The 16,214-nt window shown below is 72.8% G+C and carries 19 protein-coding genes, 1 other RNA gene and 1 pseudogene; 17 read left to right on the top strand and 4 right to left on the bottom strand.

Features of this window, described 5'->3' with window-relative positions; translation table 11 throughout:
• Positions 1-2,322 carry a xanthine dehydrogenase family protein molybdopterin-binding subunit gene (locus tag ACESM1_RS26095; protein WP_372624157.1) on the top strand — a complete coding sequence of 774 codons (2,322 nt, stop codon included), beginning with the start codon at positions 1-3 and terminating at the stop codon, positions 2,320-2,322.
• Between the two features lie 86 nt (positions 2,323-2,408).
• Here the strand turns inward: ACESM1_RS26095 and ACESM1_RS26100 are convergent, their stop codons facing one another.
• Entirely contained in the window at positions 2,409-2,987 is a 579-nt protein-coding gene (locus ACESM1_RS26100) for a fasciclin domain-containing protein (protein ID WP_372624158.1), read from the bottom strand.
• 190 nt (positions 2,988-3,177) lie between these two features.
• Between ACESM1_RS26100 and ACESM1_RS26105 the strand changes: the two genes are divergently transcribed.
• Positions 3,178-3,885 (top strand): RraA family protein, encoded by a 708-nt coding sequence (locus tag ACESM1_RS26105; RefSeq protein ID WP_372624159.1) that lies wholly within the window; start codon positions 3,178-3,180, stop codon positions 3,883-3,885.
• Entirely contained in the window at positions 3,882-4,268 is a 387-nt protein-coding gene (locus ACESM1_RS26110; RefSeq protein ID WP_372624160.1) for a hypothetical protein, read from the top strand. Before ACESM1_RS26105 ends, ACESM1_RS26110 begins: the two co-directional genes overlap by 4 nt.
• 45 nt (positions 4,269-4,313) lie before the next feature.
• Here ACESM1_RS26110 and ACESM1_RS26115 read toward each other — a convergent pair whose 3' ends face one another.
• Both ACESM1_RS26115 and ACESM1_RS26120 read right to left on the bottom strand, forming a co-directional pair.
• Positions 4,314-5,225, bottom strand: a complete 912-nt coding sequence (locus ACESM1_RS26115; protein WP_372624161.1) for a class I fructose-bisphosphate aldolase — start codon at positions 5,223-5,225, stop codon at positions 4,314-4,316.
• 44 nt (positions 5,226-5,269) lie between these two features.
• On the bottom strand, positions 5,270-5,695 hold the full coding sequence (locus tag ACESM1_RS26120; protein WP_372624162.1) for a hypothetical protein: 426 nt from the start codon (positions 5,693-5,695) through the stop codon (positions 5,270-5,272).
• Positions 5,696-5,887: 192 nt separating this feature from the next.
• Between ACESM1_RS26120 and ACESM1_RS26125 the strand changes: the two genes are divergently transcribed.
• From ACESM1_RS26125 to ACESM1_RS26150, 6 genes are all read left to right on the top strand, one after another.
• A complete protein-coding gene (locus ACESM1_RS26125; RefSeq protein ID WP_372624163.1) occupies positions 5,888-6,112 on the top strand; it encodes a hypothetical protein in 225 nt (74 codons plus the stop codon).
• A 3-nt stretch (positions 6,113-6,115) separates the two neighbouring features.
• The gene (locus tag ACESM1_RS26130; protein ID WP_372624164.1) at positions 6,116-6,445 is read left to right on the top strand and encodes a cell division protein ZapA; all 330 of its coding nucleotides are present in this window, start codon (positions 6,116-6,118) and stop codon (positions 6,443-6,445) included.
• A gap of 9 nt (positions 6,446-6,454) precedes the next feature.
• A non-coding RNA gene (gene ssrS / locus ACESM1_RS26135) (6S RNA) lies at positions 6,455-6,610 on the top strand.
• A 179-nt stretch (positions 6,611-6,789) separates the two neighbouring features.
• Entirely contained in the window at positions 6,790-7,374 is a 585-nt protein-coding gene (locus ACESM1_RS26140) for a 5-formyltetrahydrofolate cyclo-ligase (RefSeq protein WP_372624165.1), read from the top strand.
• An 8-nt stretch (positions 7,375-7,382) separates the two neighbouring features.
• Positions 7,383-8,204, top strand: a complete 822-nt coding sequence (locus tag ACESM1_RS26145) for a YmdB family metallophosphoesterase (protein ID WP_372624166.1) — start codon at positions 7,383-7,385, stop codon at positions 8,202-8,204.
• A 10-nt stretch (positions 8,205-8,214) separates the two neighbouring features.
• Positions 8,215-8,850, top strand: coding sequence for an HAD-IA family hydrolase (locus ACESM1_RS26150; RefSeq protein WP_372624167.1), 636 nt, complete (start codon positions 8,215-8,217; stop codon positions 8,848-8,850).
• Positions 8,851-8,999: 149 nt separating this feature from the next.
• Here the strand turns inward: ACESM1_RS26150 and ACESM1_RS26155 are convergent, their stop codons facing one another.
• Entirely contained in the window at positions 9,000-10,538 is a 1,539-nt protein-coding gene (locus tag ACESM1_RS26155) for a putative bifunctional diguanylate cyclase/phosphodiesterase (RefSeq protein WP_372624168.1), read from the bottom strand.
• A gap of 149 nt (positions 10,539-10,687) precedes the next feature.
• Between ACESM1_RS26155 and ACESM1_RS26160 the strand changes: the two genes are divergently transcribed.
• The 8 genes and pseudogenes from ACESM1_RS26160 to ACESM1_RS26195 all read left to right on the top strand — a co-directional run.
• Positions 10,688-11,437 (top strand): YebC/PmpR family DNA-binding transcriptional regulator, encoded by a 750-nt coding sequence (locus ACESM1_RS26160; protein WP_372624169.1) that lies wholly within the window; start codon positions 10,688-10,690, stop codon positions 11,435-11,437.
• A gap of 54 nt (positions 11,438-11,491) precedes the next feature.
• Positions 11,492-12,016, top strand: a complete 525-nt coding sequence (gene ruvC, locus ACESM1_RS26165) for a crossover junction endodeoxyribonuclease RuvC (protein WP_372624170.1) — start codon at positions 11,492-11,494, stop codon at positions 12,014-12,016.
• Complete coding sequence (ruvA, locus tag ACESM1_RS26170) at positions 12,013-12,639, top strand: Holliday junction branch migration protein RuvA (RefSeq protein WP_372624171.1); 627 nt, start codon at positions 12,013-12,015, stop codon at positions 12,637-12,639. Before ruvC ends, ruvA begins: the two co-directional genes overlap by 4 nt.
• Entirely contained in the window at positions 12,636-13,688 is a 1,053-nt protein-coding gene (gene ruvB / locus ACESM1_RS26175) for a Holliday junction branch migration DNA helicase RuvB (RefSeq protein WP_372624172.1), read from the top strand. Before ruvA ends, ruvB begins: the two co-directional genes overlap by 4 nt.
• Positions 13,685-14,134 carry a YbgC/FadM family acyl-CoA thioesterase gene (locus ACESM1_RS26180; RefSeq protein WP_372624173.1) on the top strand — a complete coding sequence of 150 codons (450 nt, stop codon included), beginning with the start codon at positions 13,685-13,687 and terminating at the stop codon, positions 14,132-14,134. The genes ruvB and ACESM1_RS26180 overlap by 4 nt, the downstream gene beginning before the upstream one ends.
• A 141-nt stretch (positions 14,135-14,275) precedes the next feature.
• Positions 14,276-15,064, top strand: coding sequence for a protein TolQ (gene tolQ / locus ACESM1_RS26185; protein WP_372624174.1), 789 nt, complete (start codon positions 14,276-14,278; stop codon positions 15,062-15,064).
• Positions 15,065-15,070: 6 nt separating this feature from the next.
• Positions 15,071-15,565, top strand: a complete 495-nt coding sequence (gene tolR / locus ACESM1_RS26190) for a protein TolR (protein WP_372624175.1) — start codon at positions 15,071-15,073, stop codon at positions 15,563-15,565.
• A 20-nt stretch (positions 15,566-15,585) separates the two neighbouring features.
• A pseudogene (locus ACESM1_RS26195) lies at positions 15,586-16,214 on the top strand (hypothetical protein); the annotation flags it as partial.

A 16,214-nucleotide genomic window follows, 5' to 3' on the forward strand; every position in this document is an offset into this window, starting at 1 on the left:
ATGGATCAGTTCGGCATCGGGCAGCCCGTGCGGCGCAAGGAGGATGTGCGCTTCCTCACCGGCCGCGGCCGCTACACCGACGACATCGAGGCGCCGGGCCAGGCGCATCTCGCCATCCTGCGCTCACCGCACGCCCATGCGCGGATCGTCTCGCTCAATGTCGAGGCCGCGCGCACCGCGCCCGGCGTGCTGCTGGTGCTGACGGGCCATGACGCGGCGGCCGATGGCCTCGGCCTCTGCCCGGTGATGGTGGACATTCCGGCGCAGCCGGGCACGCCGCCGCTCTACTGCCCGCCCAAGCCCATCCTGCAGACCGATGCGGTGCGCTTCGTCGGCGATGCGATCGTCGCCGTGGTGGCGGAGACCCGCAGCCAGGCGCAGGACGCGCTGGAACTGGTCGAGGTCGAGTACGACCCGCTGCCCTCCATCACCGAGACGGCGCGCGCACTGGATCCCGACGCGCCGGTGATCTGGCCGGAGCGCGGCAGTAATCTCTGCGTCCAATGGACCAACGGCCGCGCCGCCGAGGCCGATGCAGCCTTCGCGAAAGCACATACCACCGTGCGCATCGAGCTGGTGCAGAACCGCCTGGTCGGCAACCCGATGGAGCCGCGTGTGGCGATCGGCGCGTGGAACGCTGCGCAGGAACGCTACGAGCTGACCAGCCCGACGCAGGGCGTGATCCGCGTACGGGAGATGCTGGCGAAATTCATCTTCAAGGTGCCGATGGAGAAGCTGCGCGTGGTCTCGCCCGATGTCGGCGGCGGCTTCGGACTGCGCGGCAAGCTGTTCCCCGAGTCCGCGATGGTGCTCTGGGCCGCCCGCAAGCTCGGCCGGCCGGTGAAGTGGCGCGCCGACCGCAGCGAGACCATGGCGTCCGACCCGCACGGCCGCGACCACGTCACCACCGCGGAAATGGCCTTCGACGCGGCGGGCAAGGCGCTCGGCCTGCGCGTGCGCACCATCGCCGCCGTCGGCGCCTACCTGATGGATTTCGGCCCGCGCATCCCGACCATCGCCGGCGCTCGCATCGCCGGCACGGTGTACGACCTGCAGGCGGTCAACATGGAGGTGCGCTGCGCCTTCACCAACACCGTGCCGACCGACGCCTATCGCGGCGCCGGCAGGCCGGAGATCGCCTACACCATCGAACGGCTGCTGGATCTCGGCGCCGCGCAGCTCGGCCTGCCGAAGGACGAGATCCGCCGGCGCAACTACGTCCGCACCGACCAGATCCCCTACACCAACTGCGTGGGCAACGTGCTGGACAGCGGCGACTTCGCCGGCACGCAGGCATTGGCGCTGAAGCTCGCGGATTGGGAAGGCTTCGCCGCGCGCCGCGCGGAAGCGAAGGCGCGCGGCAGGCTGCGCGGCATCGGCATCGGCTATTTCATCGAGGCCTCCGGCGGCCAGCCGCAGGAATGGGCGCGCGTGCAGATGACGCCGGAGGGCAAGGCGCGGCTCGTGGTCGGCACCTTCAGCCACGGCCAGGGGCACGAGACGGCCTTCGCGCAGATCCTGCATGCCCGCCTCGGCATCCCGTTCGAGGATATCGAGCTGGTGCAGGGCGACACCGACGTGGTGGAGCAGGGCTTCGGCACCGGCGGCTCGCGCTCGTCCCAGATGGGCGGCGTCGCGACCGCGCGTGCGGGCGAGGCGGTGCTGGCGAAGGCGAAGCGCATCGCCGCCCATCTGCTGGAAGCGGCGGCGGCGGATGTGGAGGTCGAGGGCGGACGCTTCCGAGTCGCCGGCACCGACCTGTCCATCAGCTGGCCGGCGGTGGCCGCCGCCGCGCTGGATCCGGCGAAGCTGCCGGAAGGCGAGTCAGCCGGCCTCGATGAGCGCGTGCTCTACAAGCGCACCACCGAGTGCAACTTCCCGAATGGCTGCCACGTCGCCGAGGTGGAGGTGGACCCCGAGACCGGCCGCATGGAGGTGGTGCGCTACGCCGCCGTGGACGACGTGGGCAACGTCATCAACCCGATGCTGGTGCATGGCCAGTCGCATGGCGGCATCGCCCAGGGCATCGGCCAGGCATTGCTGGAGGAGGCCCGCTACGACCCGGAGAGCGGCCAGTTCGTCACCGCCACCTTCATGGACTACGCCATGCCGCGCGCCGCCGACCTGCCGGATTTCGCGGTGGACTTCAACATCGTGCCGACGCCGATCAACGACCTCGGCGTGAAGGGTGCGGGCGAGGGTGGGGCCTGCGGTGCGCCGCCGGCGGTGGTCAGCGCGGCCTGCGATGCGCTCGGTGTCGCGCATCTCGACATGCCGCTGACGCCGGAGCGGATCTGGCGGACGCTCGCCGCGGCCGGCTGAAACAGCGGTCGACTGGCCACCGCGGCGAGCGCCGCGAAGCTAGGCGCGCAGAGCGCGCGCCCGGCGTTTGATGGCGTCGTGCGGCCTCAGGCCGCCGGCAGGATGGGCGAGGACAGCACGTGGAACACGCCGTCATTCGCCAGCACGTCGGCGCGCGTGATGGCGACGACCGGGCGCATCGGGCCGGGCGGCACGCCGTCGCGCACCACCGTCGCGGTGCGCGGGCCGGTCGGGTTCACCTGGATGCGCGCGCGGTCCCAGGTGACCACCTGGCCGCGCCGCGCCTGGATGTCGGCCAGGCGCAGCAGGCCGAAGGCGGCGTTCGCATTGACCAGCGCCGCCGCGCGCGCGCGCTGTTCCGGCGTCGGGCTGGCCGGCGGGTTGTCGAGCAGCGCCAGCAGGTCGCGCGGCAGGGTGTTCAGCGCCTCGTTGGTCGGCACGAACAGCGTCACCGCGCCGTTCCGCCGGCCGATCCGCTCGGCCTGGCCGCTCAGCGCGATGGCGTTGACGAAGCGGCTGTGCTCGGGCTTGTCGCGCAGCAGCGTCAACAGGTCGACCGAGCCATCCTCCGACGCGCGGCGCGGCGGCGTCTGGCAGGCTGAGAGCAGCAGCAACCCGCCGACGCCCAAGGCAAGGCGACGCGGGATCGGGCGACGCGGAATCACGGGCTGGTCCTTCCTGTCATGCGTCAGGTCTCGGCCGCTGCCGGCCGGCGGATCGCGGCAGCGTGGTAGCGGTGCCGTCGCGCGCCGTCCAGGGTCGCCACGCAGCTGTTACGCAGGGTGGGCCGCCGGGTTTGACGAAGGCGGCGGCGCGGCGGATGCTCCGCCCACGCAACAGGGGAGGGAAGGGGCCATGGCGGAACATCCGTTCACGGGCGAGGATCTCGAGCAGCTTCGGCAGTGGGACACGCCGACCATCTGCAACGCGTTAGAACTGGTGGTGCCGCAGCGGCGCGGCCATGGCTTCACGGTGCGCCCGATGGTCGCCGCCGACCCGAAGCTGCCGCCGATCTGCGGCCTGGCCCGCACCGGCACGATTCGCGCCGCCGCCCCCTCCGGCCGACCGAAGGACCAGGACCGGGCACTGCGCATCTCCTGGTACGAGTATGTCGCCAAATCCTCGCTGCCAACTATCGTCGTGCTGCAGGACCTGGACGACACGCCCGGCACCGGCGCCTTCTGGGGCGAGGTGCATTCGGCGGTGCACAAGGCGCTCGGTGCGCAGGGCGTCGTGACCAACGGCTCGATCCGCGACCTCGACATGCTGGCGCCCGGCTTCCAGCTGATCGCCGGCGTGGTGAATCCGAGCCACGCCTATGTCCACCTGGTCGGCTACGGGCAGGAGGTCAGCGTGCACGGGATGCATGTCGCGCATGAGGACGTGATCCACGCCGATCGCCACGGGGCGGTGGTCATCCCCCACGACGCCGTGCGCAAGCTGCCGGCCGCGATCGAGCTGATGGCGCGGCGGGAGAAGGTGATCCTCGACCTCTGCAGGGATCCGGGCTTCACCGTGGCGAAGCTGCGCGAGGCGCTGAACCGGGCGGACGAGATCCATTGATCCCGGCGGCCGGGCTGCTCCTGCTGCTGGCACTGCCGGCCGCGGCGCAGGAGCCCGGCTGGGAGCGGCATGTGCGGGAGCTGGCACCGGCCTTGCGCGCCTGCCTCGCGGATCGTCCCGGCGCGATGGTGCTGGAAGCCTGGCCGATGAACCACGGCAAGGCCGGCGCGCGGCTGCTGCTGCCCGGCGGCGGGGAGGAGCGCTGCGTGGCCGATCTCGGCCGCGGCGTGGTGGACAGCCGCAGCCCGGTCGCGCCGCAGGACACGCGGCCCGATCTCGGGCTGCGTACCTTCATGCTGGAGCGGCGCTGCGTGGATGCCCGGCGCATCGAGGATGCGAACGGCCGGGAACTCGGCTGGCTGGCCTACCGGGCGTGTGGCTGAGCGCGTGCGGAAGGTGCGAGGGGGCAGCGCCCCCTCGCTGCGGCATCAACCCTGGTAGATGCCGATGATGTCGCCCAGCAGCTTCAGCGCCTCGGCCTTCGGCCGCTGGAACGCGTTCCGCCCCATGATGCTGCCATTGCCGCCGCCGGCATGGATGGCGCGGACCTCGTTCAGGATGTCCTCGGTGCCCTTCGCCTCGCCGCCGGAGAACACCACCAGGCGACGCCCGCCGAAGCAGGCCTGCACCACGTGGCGGAAACGCGCCGCGGCGTCGTCCTCGACCGGGTTCTTCTCGTAGGTCTTCTTCGCGGCATCGAGGCTGATCGCCGCCGTGGGCGGCTTCACCTTGATGATGTGCGCGCCGACCAGCGCCGCCATGTGCGCGGCATAGGCGCAGATGTCGAGCGCCGTCTCGCCCACCTTGTCGAGCATCGGGCCGCGCGGATAGCTCCACACCACCACGGCGAGGCCGCACGCCTTCGCCTCGGCGGCGAGCTCGCGCAGCTCCTCCATCATCTCGAACTGGTATTCGGAGCCCGGATAGATCGTGAAGCCGATCGCCGAGCAACCGAGGCGCAGCGCATCCTGCACGGTGGCCGTCACCGCCTGGTCCTTGGTGGTGGACAGGCTGTTGGAGCTGTTCACCTTCAGGATGGTCGGGATGGTGCCGGCATAGGTCCCGGCCGCGGCCTCGATCATGCCGAGCGGGGCGGCATAGGCGTTCAGCCCGGCTTCCAGTGCCAGTTCGAACATGTAGCGCGGGTCGTAGCCTGCCGGGTTGGGCGCGAAGCTGCGGGCGGGGCCGTGCTCGAAGCCCTGATCCACCGGCAGGATCACCATGCGGCCGGTGCCGGCCAGCTTGCCCTGCATCAGGATGCGGGCGAGGTTGCCCTTCGTCCCGGGATTGTCGCTCTCATACCAGGACAGGATCTCCTGGACCTTCGGCGTCAGGCGCATTGCGGCGATTCCTCTCGTCTCGGCGGCAGCTTGTGGCCCGCGATCTAACGCCGGAAGGGCGCGCTGTCATCCGTCTGCGCGGCCAACCAATGCGCGAGCCGCGCCTGGCCGGCCGGCCGCCGCAGGTCGAGCTCCTGTGCATCGAGCGCCTTCGGCCGCGCCGGCAGCAGCCTCGCCCCGGCCGCCGCCGAGGCCGCGGCCACCGCCGGGAAGGCCGGACAGGCGCCATCGAGCACCAGGATCCGGCAGCCCGCGCGCAGCGCCGCCAGCGCCTGCCCCGGCGCCGCACCGCAGCATAGCGCATCGGCGAAGCAGGCGTCCGGCACCGCCTCCGCGGCGCGCGCGAGCAGTGCCCGCCAGCCCGGCGCACCCAGCATGCCGGCCGCGCCCGGCGCCGAGAGCAGCAGCACCGGGCGGCCTGCCGCCTGGCGCAGGATCTCGCGGGCCTCTGCCGCCCCGCGTGCCACCACCGCCGGCGGCAGGCGTTCCGTTCCTGCCTCCGGTGCGGCCGCCCGTTGACCCGCTGCCCCGCGCATGCAAAGCGTGATGGACGTTGGCGAAGCCGCGGGCAAGGCGGGATTCCGCCGTCAAGCCGCGCGCCGCGGGCAACTCCCCCGTTCCGGGGCGTCGAGGCTGGGGACCACCAGGTGGCGGGAGCAGAGGTGTCGGGACGCACGACGGGTGCGATGGGCGGCGGGTCCGGCGCGACGGACACCGGCCAGGCGCTCGCCCGGCTCGAAGCCGCGGTGGAGCGGCTGGCGATCGCCGCCGGCCGGCCGCGCGGCACGGTGGAGGGCGTCTCGCGCGCCCAGGTGCAGGCGATCGCCGACCGGCTGGACGAAACCATCGCGCGGCTGCGTGCCGCGCTCGGCGAGGAGGATGGCTAGCACATGGGTCAGGTCACCGTCCGCGTCGGAGGCTACAGCCATCCCGTCTCCTGCGAGGACGGGCAGGAGGCGCATCTGGTTGCGCTGGCCGCCGAGGTGGACAAGCGCGTGAACTCGATCAAGGCGATGGGCGGCCAGTTCGGCGAAGGCCGGCTGCTGCTGCTCGCCTCGCTGTTGCTGGCCGACGAGGTGCACGACCTGAAGGTGGCGGTGGCGCAGGCGCGTAGCGGCCAGGCGCCGGCGCCTGCGGCGGAGGACCCGAAGCTCGCCGAGCGCATCGCGCGCATCGCCGACCGGATCGAGGGCATTGCCCAGAACCTCGACCGACCCTAACTAGAGTCGGCGAGGCTGCCCGGTGCGTGCGGCAATTCAACCCCCGGGGCCAATAAGCATCCTCCGGGTGCTGGCTCTGTCCGGATCGTGGTCCGGATACCTGGCGCCCACCTGCAACAGCAGGTCTCAGGAGGGCTGACCGCCCACGGCCATGGCGGCTTCGCGCCTGTTTCATGCCCTCGGACGGCGGGCGTCGCCTCCGGTGGCTTGCCTTCCGCGACGGCGCGCTGCTGTCGGTCTTCGCGCGGGGCCGCATTCGCGGCCCAGGGATGTCTCCCTCTCCCCCGGCGCGGGGGGTTGCGGCACTGCCGCGACACCATAGACTGGTTGGGGGTCTTCGGTCGGTGGAATTCTGTCCCGTCCTGCTCGCCGAGCTGAAGGCCGAGGCCCGGAAGGTGGCGCTCGGACGGCGGGCGGCGATGGACCCGGCGCTTGGTGCCGCGCTGGTGGACATCGTGCTCGGCCAGGTGCCCCCGCCGCCCGGCGCCGTGGTCTCCGGCTTCTGGCCGATGGGACCGGAGATCGATATCCGCCCGCTGCTCCTCGCGCTGCACGATTGCGGCCACCCGATCGCGCTGCCGGTCACGCCGAAGCGCGGCAACCCGTTGCACTTCCGCCGCTGGCGTCCCGGCGACGACCTCGCCCGCGGCCCGCTCGGCACCCGCCAGCCGGGGCCGGAGGCCGAGCCGCTCACGCCCGCCTTCCTGCTGGTGCCGCTGCTCGCCTTCGACCGTGCCGGCCGTCGGCTCGGCTATGGCGGCGGCTATTACGACCGCACTCTGGCCGCGCTCCCCGGAGCGACGGCACTCGGCTGCGCCTATGCCTGCCAGGAGCTTGACGAAGTGCCCGCCGGCCCCGAGGACGCACGCCTCACCGCCATCGCCACCGAGGCGGGCCTGATCATTCCCTCCCGCTGGCCCGAAGGCTGAATCACACCTTGCGCATCCTCTTTCTCGGCGACCTGGTCGGCCGCAGCGGTCGCGACGCGGTCACCGCCGCCCTGCCGAACCTGCGGCGCAGCCTCCATCTCGATCTCGTGGTGGTGAATGCCGAGAACGCCTCGCACGGCTTCGGCCTGGCGCCCGAGATGGCGCGCGCGCTGCTTGCCGCCGGGGCGGACGCGATCACGCTCGGCAACCACGCCTGGGACCGGCGCGAGATCATCCCCTTCATCGAGCAGGAACCCCGCTTGCTGCGGCCGCTGAACTACCCGCCGGGCACGCCCGGCCGCGGCGCGGCGGTGGTGGACCTCGCCGGCGGGCGGCGCGCGCTGGTGATGAATGCGATGGGCCGGCTGTTCATGGACCCGCTCGACGATCCCTTCCGCGGCGTGCAGCAGGCGATCGCGGCGCATCGGATGGGGCAGGGCGGCACGGTCGCGGCGATGGTGCTCGATTTCCACGCCGAGGCCAGCTCGGAAAAGCTCGCCATGGGCCACAGCTTCGACGGCAAGCTCTCGCTGGTGGTCGGCACGCATACCCATGTGCCGAGCGCCGATCACCAGATCCTGCCCGGCGGCACTGCCTACATGACCGATGCCGGCATGTGCGGCGACTACGACAGCGTGATCGGCATGGAGAAGGGCGGCGCCTCGCTGCGCTTCTGGAAGAAGGTGCCCGGCGAGCGCCTCGCGCCTGCCGAGGGCGAGGCCACCATCTCCGGTGTCTTCGTCGAGACCGACGACGCGACCGGCCTGGCGCGCCGCATCGCGCCGCTGCGGATGGGCGGGCGCCTCAGCCCGGCCATGCCGGCGGTGTAGTGGCCCCGCCATGACGCCCGAGGCGGTGATCTTCGACTGCGACGGCACGCTGGTGGACAGCGAGGGGCTGCAGGCGGAGGTCTTCGCCGAACTTCTCGCCGGTCATGGCTGGAAGCAGGAGCCCGCCGAGATCCTGGTCGCCTTCCGCGGCCGCCGGCTCGCCACCTGCATCGCCGAACTCGAGGCGCGCTTCGGCGCCCTGCGCCATGATTTCGAAGCCGCCTTCCGGGCGCGCAGCGCCGAGCTGCTGCGCACGCGTCTCTGCGAGATCGAGGGGGCGGCAGCGCTGCTCGGGGCGTTGCCGCATCCGGCCTGCGTCGCCTCCAACGCGCCGCGCGCCAAGATCGAACTATGCCTCGAGATGACGGGCCTCGCGCGCTTCTTCGCCGGGCGGGTCTTCAGCGCCTATGAGGTCGGCGCCTGGAAGCCGGCGCCGGACCTGTTCCTCCACGCCGCCGCCGCCATGGGCACGCCGGCGGCGCGCTGCCTGGTGGTGGAGGACAGCGCGGCGGGCGTGGAGGCGGCGCGCGCCGCCGGCATGAAGGTGGTCGCGCTGCTGCATGAGCCGGCACCGGCCTGGCTGCCCGAGGGTGTGCCGGCGATCCGCGCCCTGTCGGAGCTGCGCGGCATTCTCTCCTTGCCCTGATCATCGCCGCGAGGCGGCACCGATCTGCGGCAGCCTTAGCCCGCGATCGGCCTGGGTGTGCACGCCGCCGGCGGGCACGCCAGGGCGTGAATCGCCGGCTCGAAATGGCTGGACCCGAGTTGTCCGGGCACAGTCCGGGCAACTCGGCTCTAGGCGACGGCGCGGTGCTTCGGCGCGGCGGCCTCCGCGCCGATCAGCGCGCGGGCCTGCTCGGCCGGCATCGGGCGCCCGAGCAGCCAGCCCTGGCCACGCTCGCAGCCCATCGCCAGCAGCCGGTCGGCCTGCTGCTGCGTCTCCACGCCTTCCGCGACCACGCGGATGCCCAGGCCCCGGCCGAGGCCGAGGATCGCCATCACCACCGCCTCCACCCGCGGGTCGGCATCGAGGTCGCGCAGGAAGTAGCGGTCGATCTTCAGCTCGTCGAAGGGGAAGCGGCGGAGATACGCCAGGCTCGACCAGCCGGTGCCGAAATCGTCGAGCGCGATGGAGACGCCGAGCGCCTGCAGGCCGGCCATGACGCGTGCGGCCTGCTGGCTGTCCTGCATCAGCACGCTCTCGGTCACCTCGAGCTCCAGCCGGTGCGGTGGCAGGCCGGATTCGGTCAGCGCCTGCGCCACCGTGGCGACCAGCCCCTCCATCTTGATCTGCACGGCGGAAAGGTTCACCGCCACCTTCAGCCCGCCGGGCCACTGCGCCGCCTCGTTGGCGGCGGTGCGCAGCACCCAGGCGCCGAGCGGCACGATCAGCCCGGTCGCCTCGGCCAGCGGAATGAAGGCGTCGGGCGGGATCAGGCCGCGCGTCGGGTGCGGCCAGCGCAGCAGCGCCTCGAACCCGATCAGTGCGCCGTCGGCCAGCCGGCGCTGCGGCTGCCAGTGCAGCAGGAACGCGCCACGGTCGATCGCCTCGCGCAGGTCGCGCTCCAGCTGGCGGCGCTCGCGCAGCATCGCCTCCTGGTCGGGGGCGAAGCAATGGATGGACGGGGCAGGGGCGGCGCGCGCCACGGCCAGAGCATCCTCGGCGCGGGTCAGCAGCAGGCAGCCCTCGGTGCCCTCCGCGGGTCCGACGGAGATGCCGATGTCGGCGGCGGTCACCGCCATGCCGCCATCCAGCGGCAGCGGTTCGGCCACCACGACGGCCAGGCGGTCGGCCAGGCGCCGCGCATCCGCCGGCTCCTGCAGGTCGATCTGGACCACGGCGAAGCGGTCGCCGGCCAGCCGTGCCACCAGATCCTGGCGCCGCACGGCGTTGCGCAGCCGGGCGCCGATCAGCCGCAAGGCCAGGTCGCCGCCGGCGCGCCCATGCAGCTCGTTCACCTCGCGGAAATGGCGCAGGTTCAGCACCAGAACGCCGAGCTGGCCGCCACGCCGGCGGCATTGTTCGATGCTTTCGCAAAGCTGCTGGCGGAATCCGGCGTCGCTCGCCAGCCCGGTCAGCGGGTCCTCCAGCGCGGGCGCCTGCGCCTCGCCCGGGCTTCGCCGCCGCGTCAGCGCGGTCGCCGCCAGGGCTACGCAGGCCGCCAGCACCAACACCGCCGCCCCCGCGAGGGCGTGGCGCGATGCGTCGGCGGAGGCGGCGCCGTGTTGCAGCGCGATCGCGCCAAGCGCCGCGCCGGCCAGCAGCGCGGTGAGGAGGCCGATGGCAGCCGGCACGGCATGTGTGGGCTGCGAGGGGCGGACAGGTCCTGCCATGTCGGCCACATTGCGCGGGACTGGTGAACCACTGGTTGAGATCACGCAATGTTTTTGCTGCGTCGGGGCAGATTTGCCGGCCGGGCGCCGGGACCGGTATAGGGGCGGCGCGAACCCCCGGACCGAGACAGAGACGGAGCTTCCTGGCCATGGCCGGCCATTCCCACGCCAAGAACGTCATGCACCGCAAGGCGGTGCAGGGTGCCAAGCGCGCCCGTGCCTACGGCAAGCTGATCCGCGAGATCACCGTCTCCGCCAAGACCGGCCTGCCCGACCCGGCGCACAATCCGCGGCTGCGCGCCGCGGTGAAGGCGGCGCTGACCGCCAACATGACCCGCGACACCATCGACCGCGCCATCAAGCGCGTCGCCCAGGGTGCCGCCGGGGAGGACTACCAGGAGGTCCGCTACGAGGGCTACGGCCCGCACGGCATCGCGGTGATCGTCGAGGCGCTCACCGACAACCGCAACCGCACCGGCGGCGACCTGCGCTCGATGTTCGCGAAGGGCGGCGGCGCGCTGGGGGAGACGGGGTCGGTCTCCTTCCAGTTCGAGCGCAAGGGCGTGCTGCGCTATCCCGCCGCGGTGGCGGACGCCGACACCATGCTGGAAGCCGCGATCGAGGCCGGTGCCGAGGATGTGGAGAGCACCGAGGACGGCCACGAAGTCTCCTCCAGCGTCGAGGATTTCGCCGCGGTGCGCGACGCGCTGGAAGCGAAGTTCGGCACGGCGGAGGCGGCGCGGCTGGAATGGTGGCCTTCCACCACGCTGACGCTGGACGAGGAGAAGGCGGCCGAGGTGATGAAGCTGCTCGACGCGCTCGACGACCATGACGACGTGCAGCAGGTCTTCGCCAACCTGGAGGTGGACGAGGCGGCGATGGAGAAGCTGACGGCATAGATGCCGTCCCGCGGGCGAGGGGGCGCCGCTGGCGCATTCTGCTAGGAACGGCGCATGGCGCATGCCCCGATTCGCATCCTCGGCCTCGATCCTGGCCTCCAGCACACCGGCTGGGGGATGGTGGAGCATGATGGCTTCCGGCTGCGCTTCCTCGCCGATGGGGTCGTCTCCACCCATCCGGGCGATGAGCTCGCCGCCCGCCTGCTGGTGCTGCACCGCGGTCTCGCCGAGGTGATCGCGCAATGGACGCCGGACGAGGCGGCGGTGGAGCACACCTATGTCGCGCGCAACCCGCAAAGTGCGCTCAAGCTCGGCCAGGCGCGCGGGGTGGTGCTGCTGGCGCCGGCGCTGGCGGGTGTCCTGGTGCGCGAATACGGCGCGATGGAGGTGAAGCGCGCCGTGGTCGGCACCGGTCACGCGGCGAAGGAGCAGGTGCAGGCGATGGTCCGCCAGCTGCTGCCGGGCGTCACCTTCAAGCGCGCGGATGCGGCCGATGCGCTGGCCATCGCCATCTGCCATGCGCATCACCGCTCCACCGGCAACGCCTATGCCGCGGCGCTGGCGAGGGCTGCGACATGATCGGGTCCCTGCGCGGCATCGTCGAAAGCGTCCACGAAGGTGGCTGCGTGCTGGACGTGAACGGCGTCGGCTACCTCGTCGCGTGCAGCCGCAAGACGCTCGACAAGCTGACCGCGAAGGAGGGCGCCCAAAGGCTGCTGGTCGAGACCCGCGTGAGCCAGGACGCCATCACCCTGTTCGGCTTCGCCGATGCCGGCGAGCGCGAGGCCTTCCGCGCGCTGATCGAGGTGAAGACCGTCGGCCCGCAGAAGGCGCTGCTGGTGCTCTCGGGCCTCACCCCGGCGCAGCTCGCCGCCGCCATTGCGGCGAAGGAGCGCAAGCGGCTGGCGGAGGTGAAGGGGCTTGGCGCCGCCACCGCCAACCGCATCATCGACGAGCCGGCGATGCAGAAATGGGCGGTCGGCCGCGCGACGCCGGAGGCCGACGGGGCAGGGGGCATCCCGGCCGCCGCGGCGGCGGCGCCGCAGGGCGTCGAATCGGATGCCGTCTCCGCGCTGGTCAACCTCGGCATGAAGCGGCCGGAGGCGGCGGCGGCGGTCGGGCGCGCCGCGAAACGTGTCGGGGACGGCGTGCCGCTCGAGGCGCTGATCACCGAGGCGCTGAAGGAGATGGCGCCGCGATGAGCGAGCACCGCATCACCGGCGGCGAGCGGAGCGAGGAGGACGCGACCGAGGGCAGCCTGCGGCCGCAGACGCTGCGCGACTTCATCGGCCAAAAGGCGCTGCGGGAGAACCTCGAGGTCTTCGTGGGCGCCGCCCGCGCCCGCGGCGACGCGATGGACCATGTGCTGCTCTATGGGCCGCCGGGCTTGGGCAAGACGACGCTCGGGCAGATCGTGGCGCGCGAGCTCGGCGTCGGGTTCCGCGCCACGTCCGGTCCGATCCTGCAGCGGGCGGGCGACCTGGCCGCGATCCTCACCAACCTGCAGCCGCGCGACGTGCTGTTCGTGGACGAGATCCACCGCCTGCAACCCGCAATCGAGGAGACCCTCTATCCCGCGATGGAGGATTACCGGCTGGACCTGATCATCGGCGAGGGGCCGGCGGCGCGCACGGTGCGCATCGACCTGCCGCCCTTCACCCTGGTGGGGGCGACCACCCGTGCGGGCCTGCTGAGCCAGCCGCTGCGCGATCGTTTCGGCATCCCCCTCCGGTTGCAGTTCTACACGGTGGACGAATTGCTGCTCATCGTTCGCCGTGGCGCCGAGAAGCTGGGCTTCGCGCTGGCCGAGGATGGCGCGCTGGAGATCGCGCGGCGGTCCCGCGGCACGCCGCGCGTCGCGGGGCGGCTGCTGCGCCGGGTGCGGGATTTCGCCCAGGCGGCCGGGCGCGCCGCCGACCGCGCCATGGCCGATGCCGCGCTCGCCAGGCTGGAGGTGGACCACCTGGGGCTCGACGCGCAGGACCGCCGCTATCTCCGCCGCATCGTCGAGCATCACGGCGGCGGCCCGGTGGGCGTGGAGACGCTGGCCGCCGCGCTGGCCGAAAGCCGCGACACGCTCGAGGAGGTGATCGAGCCCTTCCTGATCCAGGAAGGCCTGGTGCTGCGCACCCCGCGCGGGCGGATGATCGGCGAGCCCGGCTGGCGGCATCTCGGCCTGGCGCCGCCGGCCGGATATGGGGCGCAGATGGACCTCCTGGCCTCGATGCCGCCGGACCCGCCCCAGGAATGACACGGGCGCACCGTTTTCCTGTCCGGGTCTATTTCGAGGATACCGATGCGGGGGGCGTCGCCTATCACGCCAATTACCTGCGCTGGGCCGAACGGGCCCGAACCGAATCCTTGCGTTCCATGCACTTGCCCCATGCACTTCTGATGGAGCGTTACAATGCGATGCTTGTGGTGCGGCGCATCGAAGTGGCGTATGTGCGCCCGGCCCGGCTGGACGAGCCCCTGATCGTCGAGACGCGGGTTCGTGCCATGGGCGCCGCCACGCTCGACCTCGACCAGCTTGTGCTGCGCGAGGCGGACGGGGCGGAGCTGGCACGGCTCGCCGTCGGGCTGGTCTGCGTGCGCGGCGCCTCGGGCGGCGGGACGGAAGACCTGCGTCCTGCCAGGATCCCCGAGCCGTGGCGGAGCGCGTTGGCGGAGTTGGTGTCGGGCGGCGCGGCCGCCTGACGGGCAGGAAGGCTGGCGGCGCGTCACGCCGAGGCGTGCCTTCGGCAAGGGCGCGCCGAGCGCCCGAACGGGCGCCGCGGCTGGTGCCGCGGAGCCAAGGGCGCGGAAGCGGCCCGCCCGGCGTGTGAGGGGGGCCGCCGCATGGCGGCCCAAGAGGATGAGGAGGCCCGGGTCTTGGGCAATGTGACGACGGCTGCTCTCGCCCCGGTGGCGCACGACCTCTCGCTCTGGGGCCTGTTCCTCCAGGCCGACTGGGTGGTGAAGGGCGTGATGATCGGCCTGCTGCTGGCCTCGATCTGGGTCTGGGCGATCGTGTTCGAGAAGGCCACCACGATGCGCCGCATCCGCCGCAGCGCCGATGCCTTCGAGGATCGCTTCTGGTCCGGCGGCAGCCTCGACGAGCTGCATGTGCAGGAGGGCGAGAACCCCTCGCACCCGATGGCCGCGGTGTTCGGCGCCGGCATGCGGGAGTGGAAGCGCTCGGCCGGCCGCGGCCTGGGGTCGGAGCTCGCCGTCACCGGCACCAAGGAACGCGTCGAGCGCGCCATGACGGTGGCGATGGGGCGCGAGATGGAGCGGCTGGAGCGCTGGATGGTGTTCCTCGCCACCATCGGCTCGGCGGCGCCCTTCATCGGCCTGTTCGGCACGGTCTGGGGCATCATGAACTCGTTCAGCGCCATCGCCGGCATGCAGAACACCAGCCTCGCGATCGTGGCGCCCGGCATCGCCGAGGCGCTGTTCGCCACCGCGATCGGGCTGATCGCGGCCATCCCGGCGACCATCGCCTACAACAAGTTCGCCTCCGATTTCGGCCGCTTCGCCGGGCGGCTGGAGGCCTTCGCGGCGGAGTTCTCCGCCATCCTCTCGCGCCAGACCGAGGCGGCGGCTGAGCCCGCCCGCCCGCGCGCGGCCGCGACGGCGGCGGAGTAGCGCGCCGTGGCCGGGGGGCTGATGGGGCGCAACGGCGGCGCGCGCAGCCGCTACCGCCCGATGAGCGAGATCAACGTCACGCCGATGGTGGACGTGATGCTGGTGCTGCTGATCATCTTCATGATCGCCGCGCCGCTGATGACGGTCGGCGTGCCGGTGGACCTGCCGCGCACCAACGCCCAGCCGCTCAACCAGCAGCAGGAGCCGCTGACCATCACGGTGGACAGCGAGGGCCGCATCTTCCTGCAGGAGAGCGAGGTCCCGCTCGAGAACCTGGTGGCGCAGCTGCAGGCGATCCTGGCCAACCAGCCGCGCGACCAGCCGGAGCGCCGCATCTTCGTGCGCGGCGACCGCGCCATCAGCTACGGCCGCGTGATGGAAGTGATGGGCACCGTCAGCGCTGCCGGCTTCCCGCGCGTGGCGCTGCTGGCCGAACAGCCGCAAGGCGTGCCACCGGGCGTGCAGCCGACCGCACCCGCCCGCCCCGCGGGGCAGCGCTGAGCGCCTCGACGATGAGCGGCGTGGCGACACTGACACTGGGCGCGGACCCCGAGGACCGGCGGCTGCGCCGCTGGCTCGGCGTCTCGCTCGGGCTGCATGCCGCCTTGGCCCTGGCGGGCTTCATCTATGGCCAGGTGCAGCCGTTGCCGGCGCCGGTGGAAGTGCCGGTGACGGTGGAGTTCACCGCGCCGGTGCCGCCGCAGCAGGCGCAGGGCGAACGGCCCGCGCCCGCGCCTGCGCCCGACGAGCCGACGCCGCCAGAGCCCGCGCCCCCCGAACCTCCCGCGCCACCGCGGCCGGAGCCGCCGCAGCCCACGCCGCCGCCACCCCCGCCGCCGCCGGCCCCCGCCGCGGTGGTCCCGCCCGTGCCGGCGCCGCCGGCACCCGTCCAGCCCGCGCCGCCACCGCCGCCGCAGGTGGCGCCGCCGCGCCCTGAGCCGATTCCGCCGCCGCCCCCGCCGGCGCCCGCCCCGGCGCCGCAGGCCGCGCCGACGCCGCCGCCTCGCCCGGCGCCGCCCGCGCCCACCCCGCCCACACCGGCACCCCCCGCCCCGGCCGTGGCGCAGGCGCCGCCCACCCCGCCTCTGCCGATGCCGCCGCCCCCCGCGCCCCCGCCGCCGCAGCCGGCGCAGACCGCCGGCACCGGCCA

This window comes from Falsiroseomonas sp., from assembly GCF_041690465.1.
In the GTDB taxonomy this organism is placed as follows: domain Bacteria; phylum Pseudomonadota; class Alphaproteobacteria; order Acetobacterales; family Acetobacteraceae; genus Falsiroseomonas.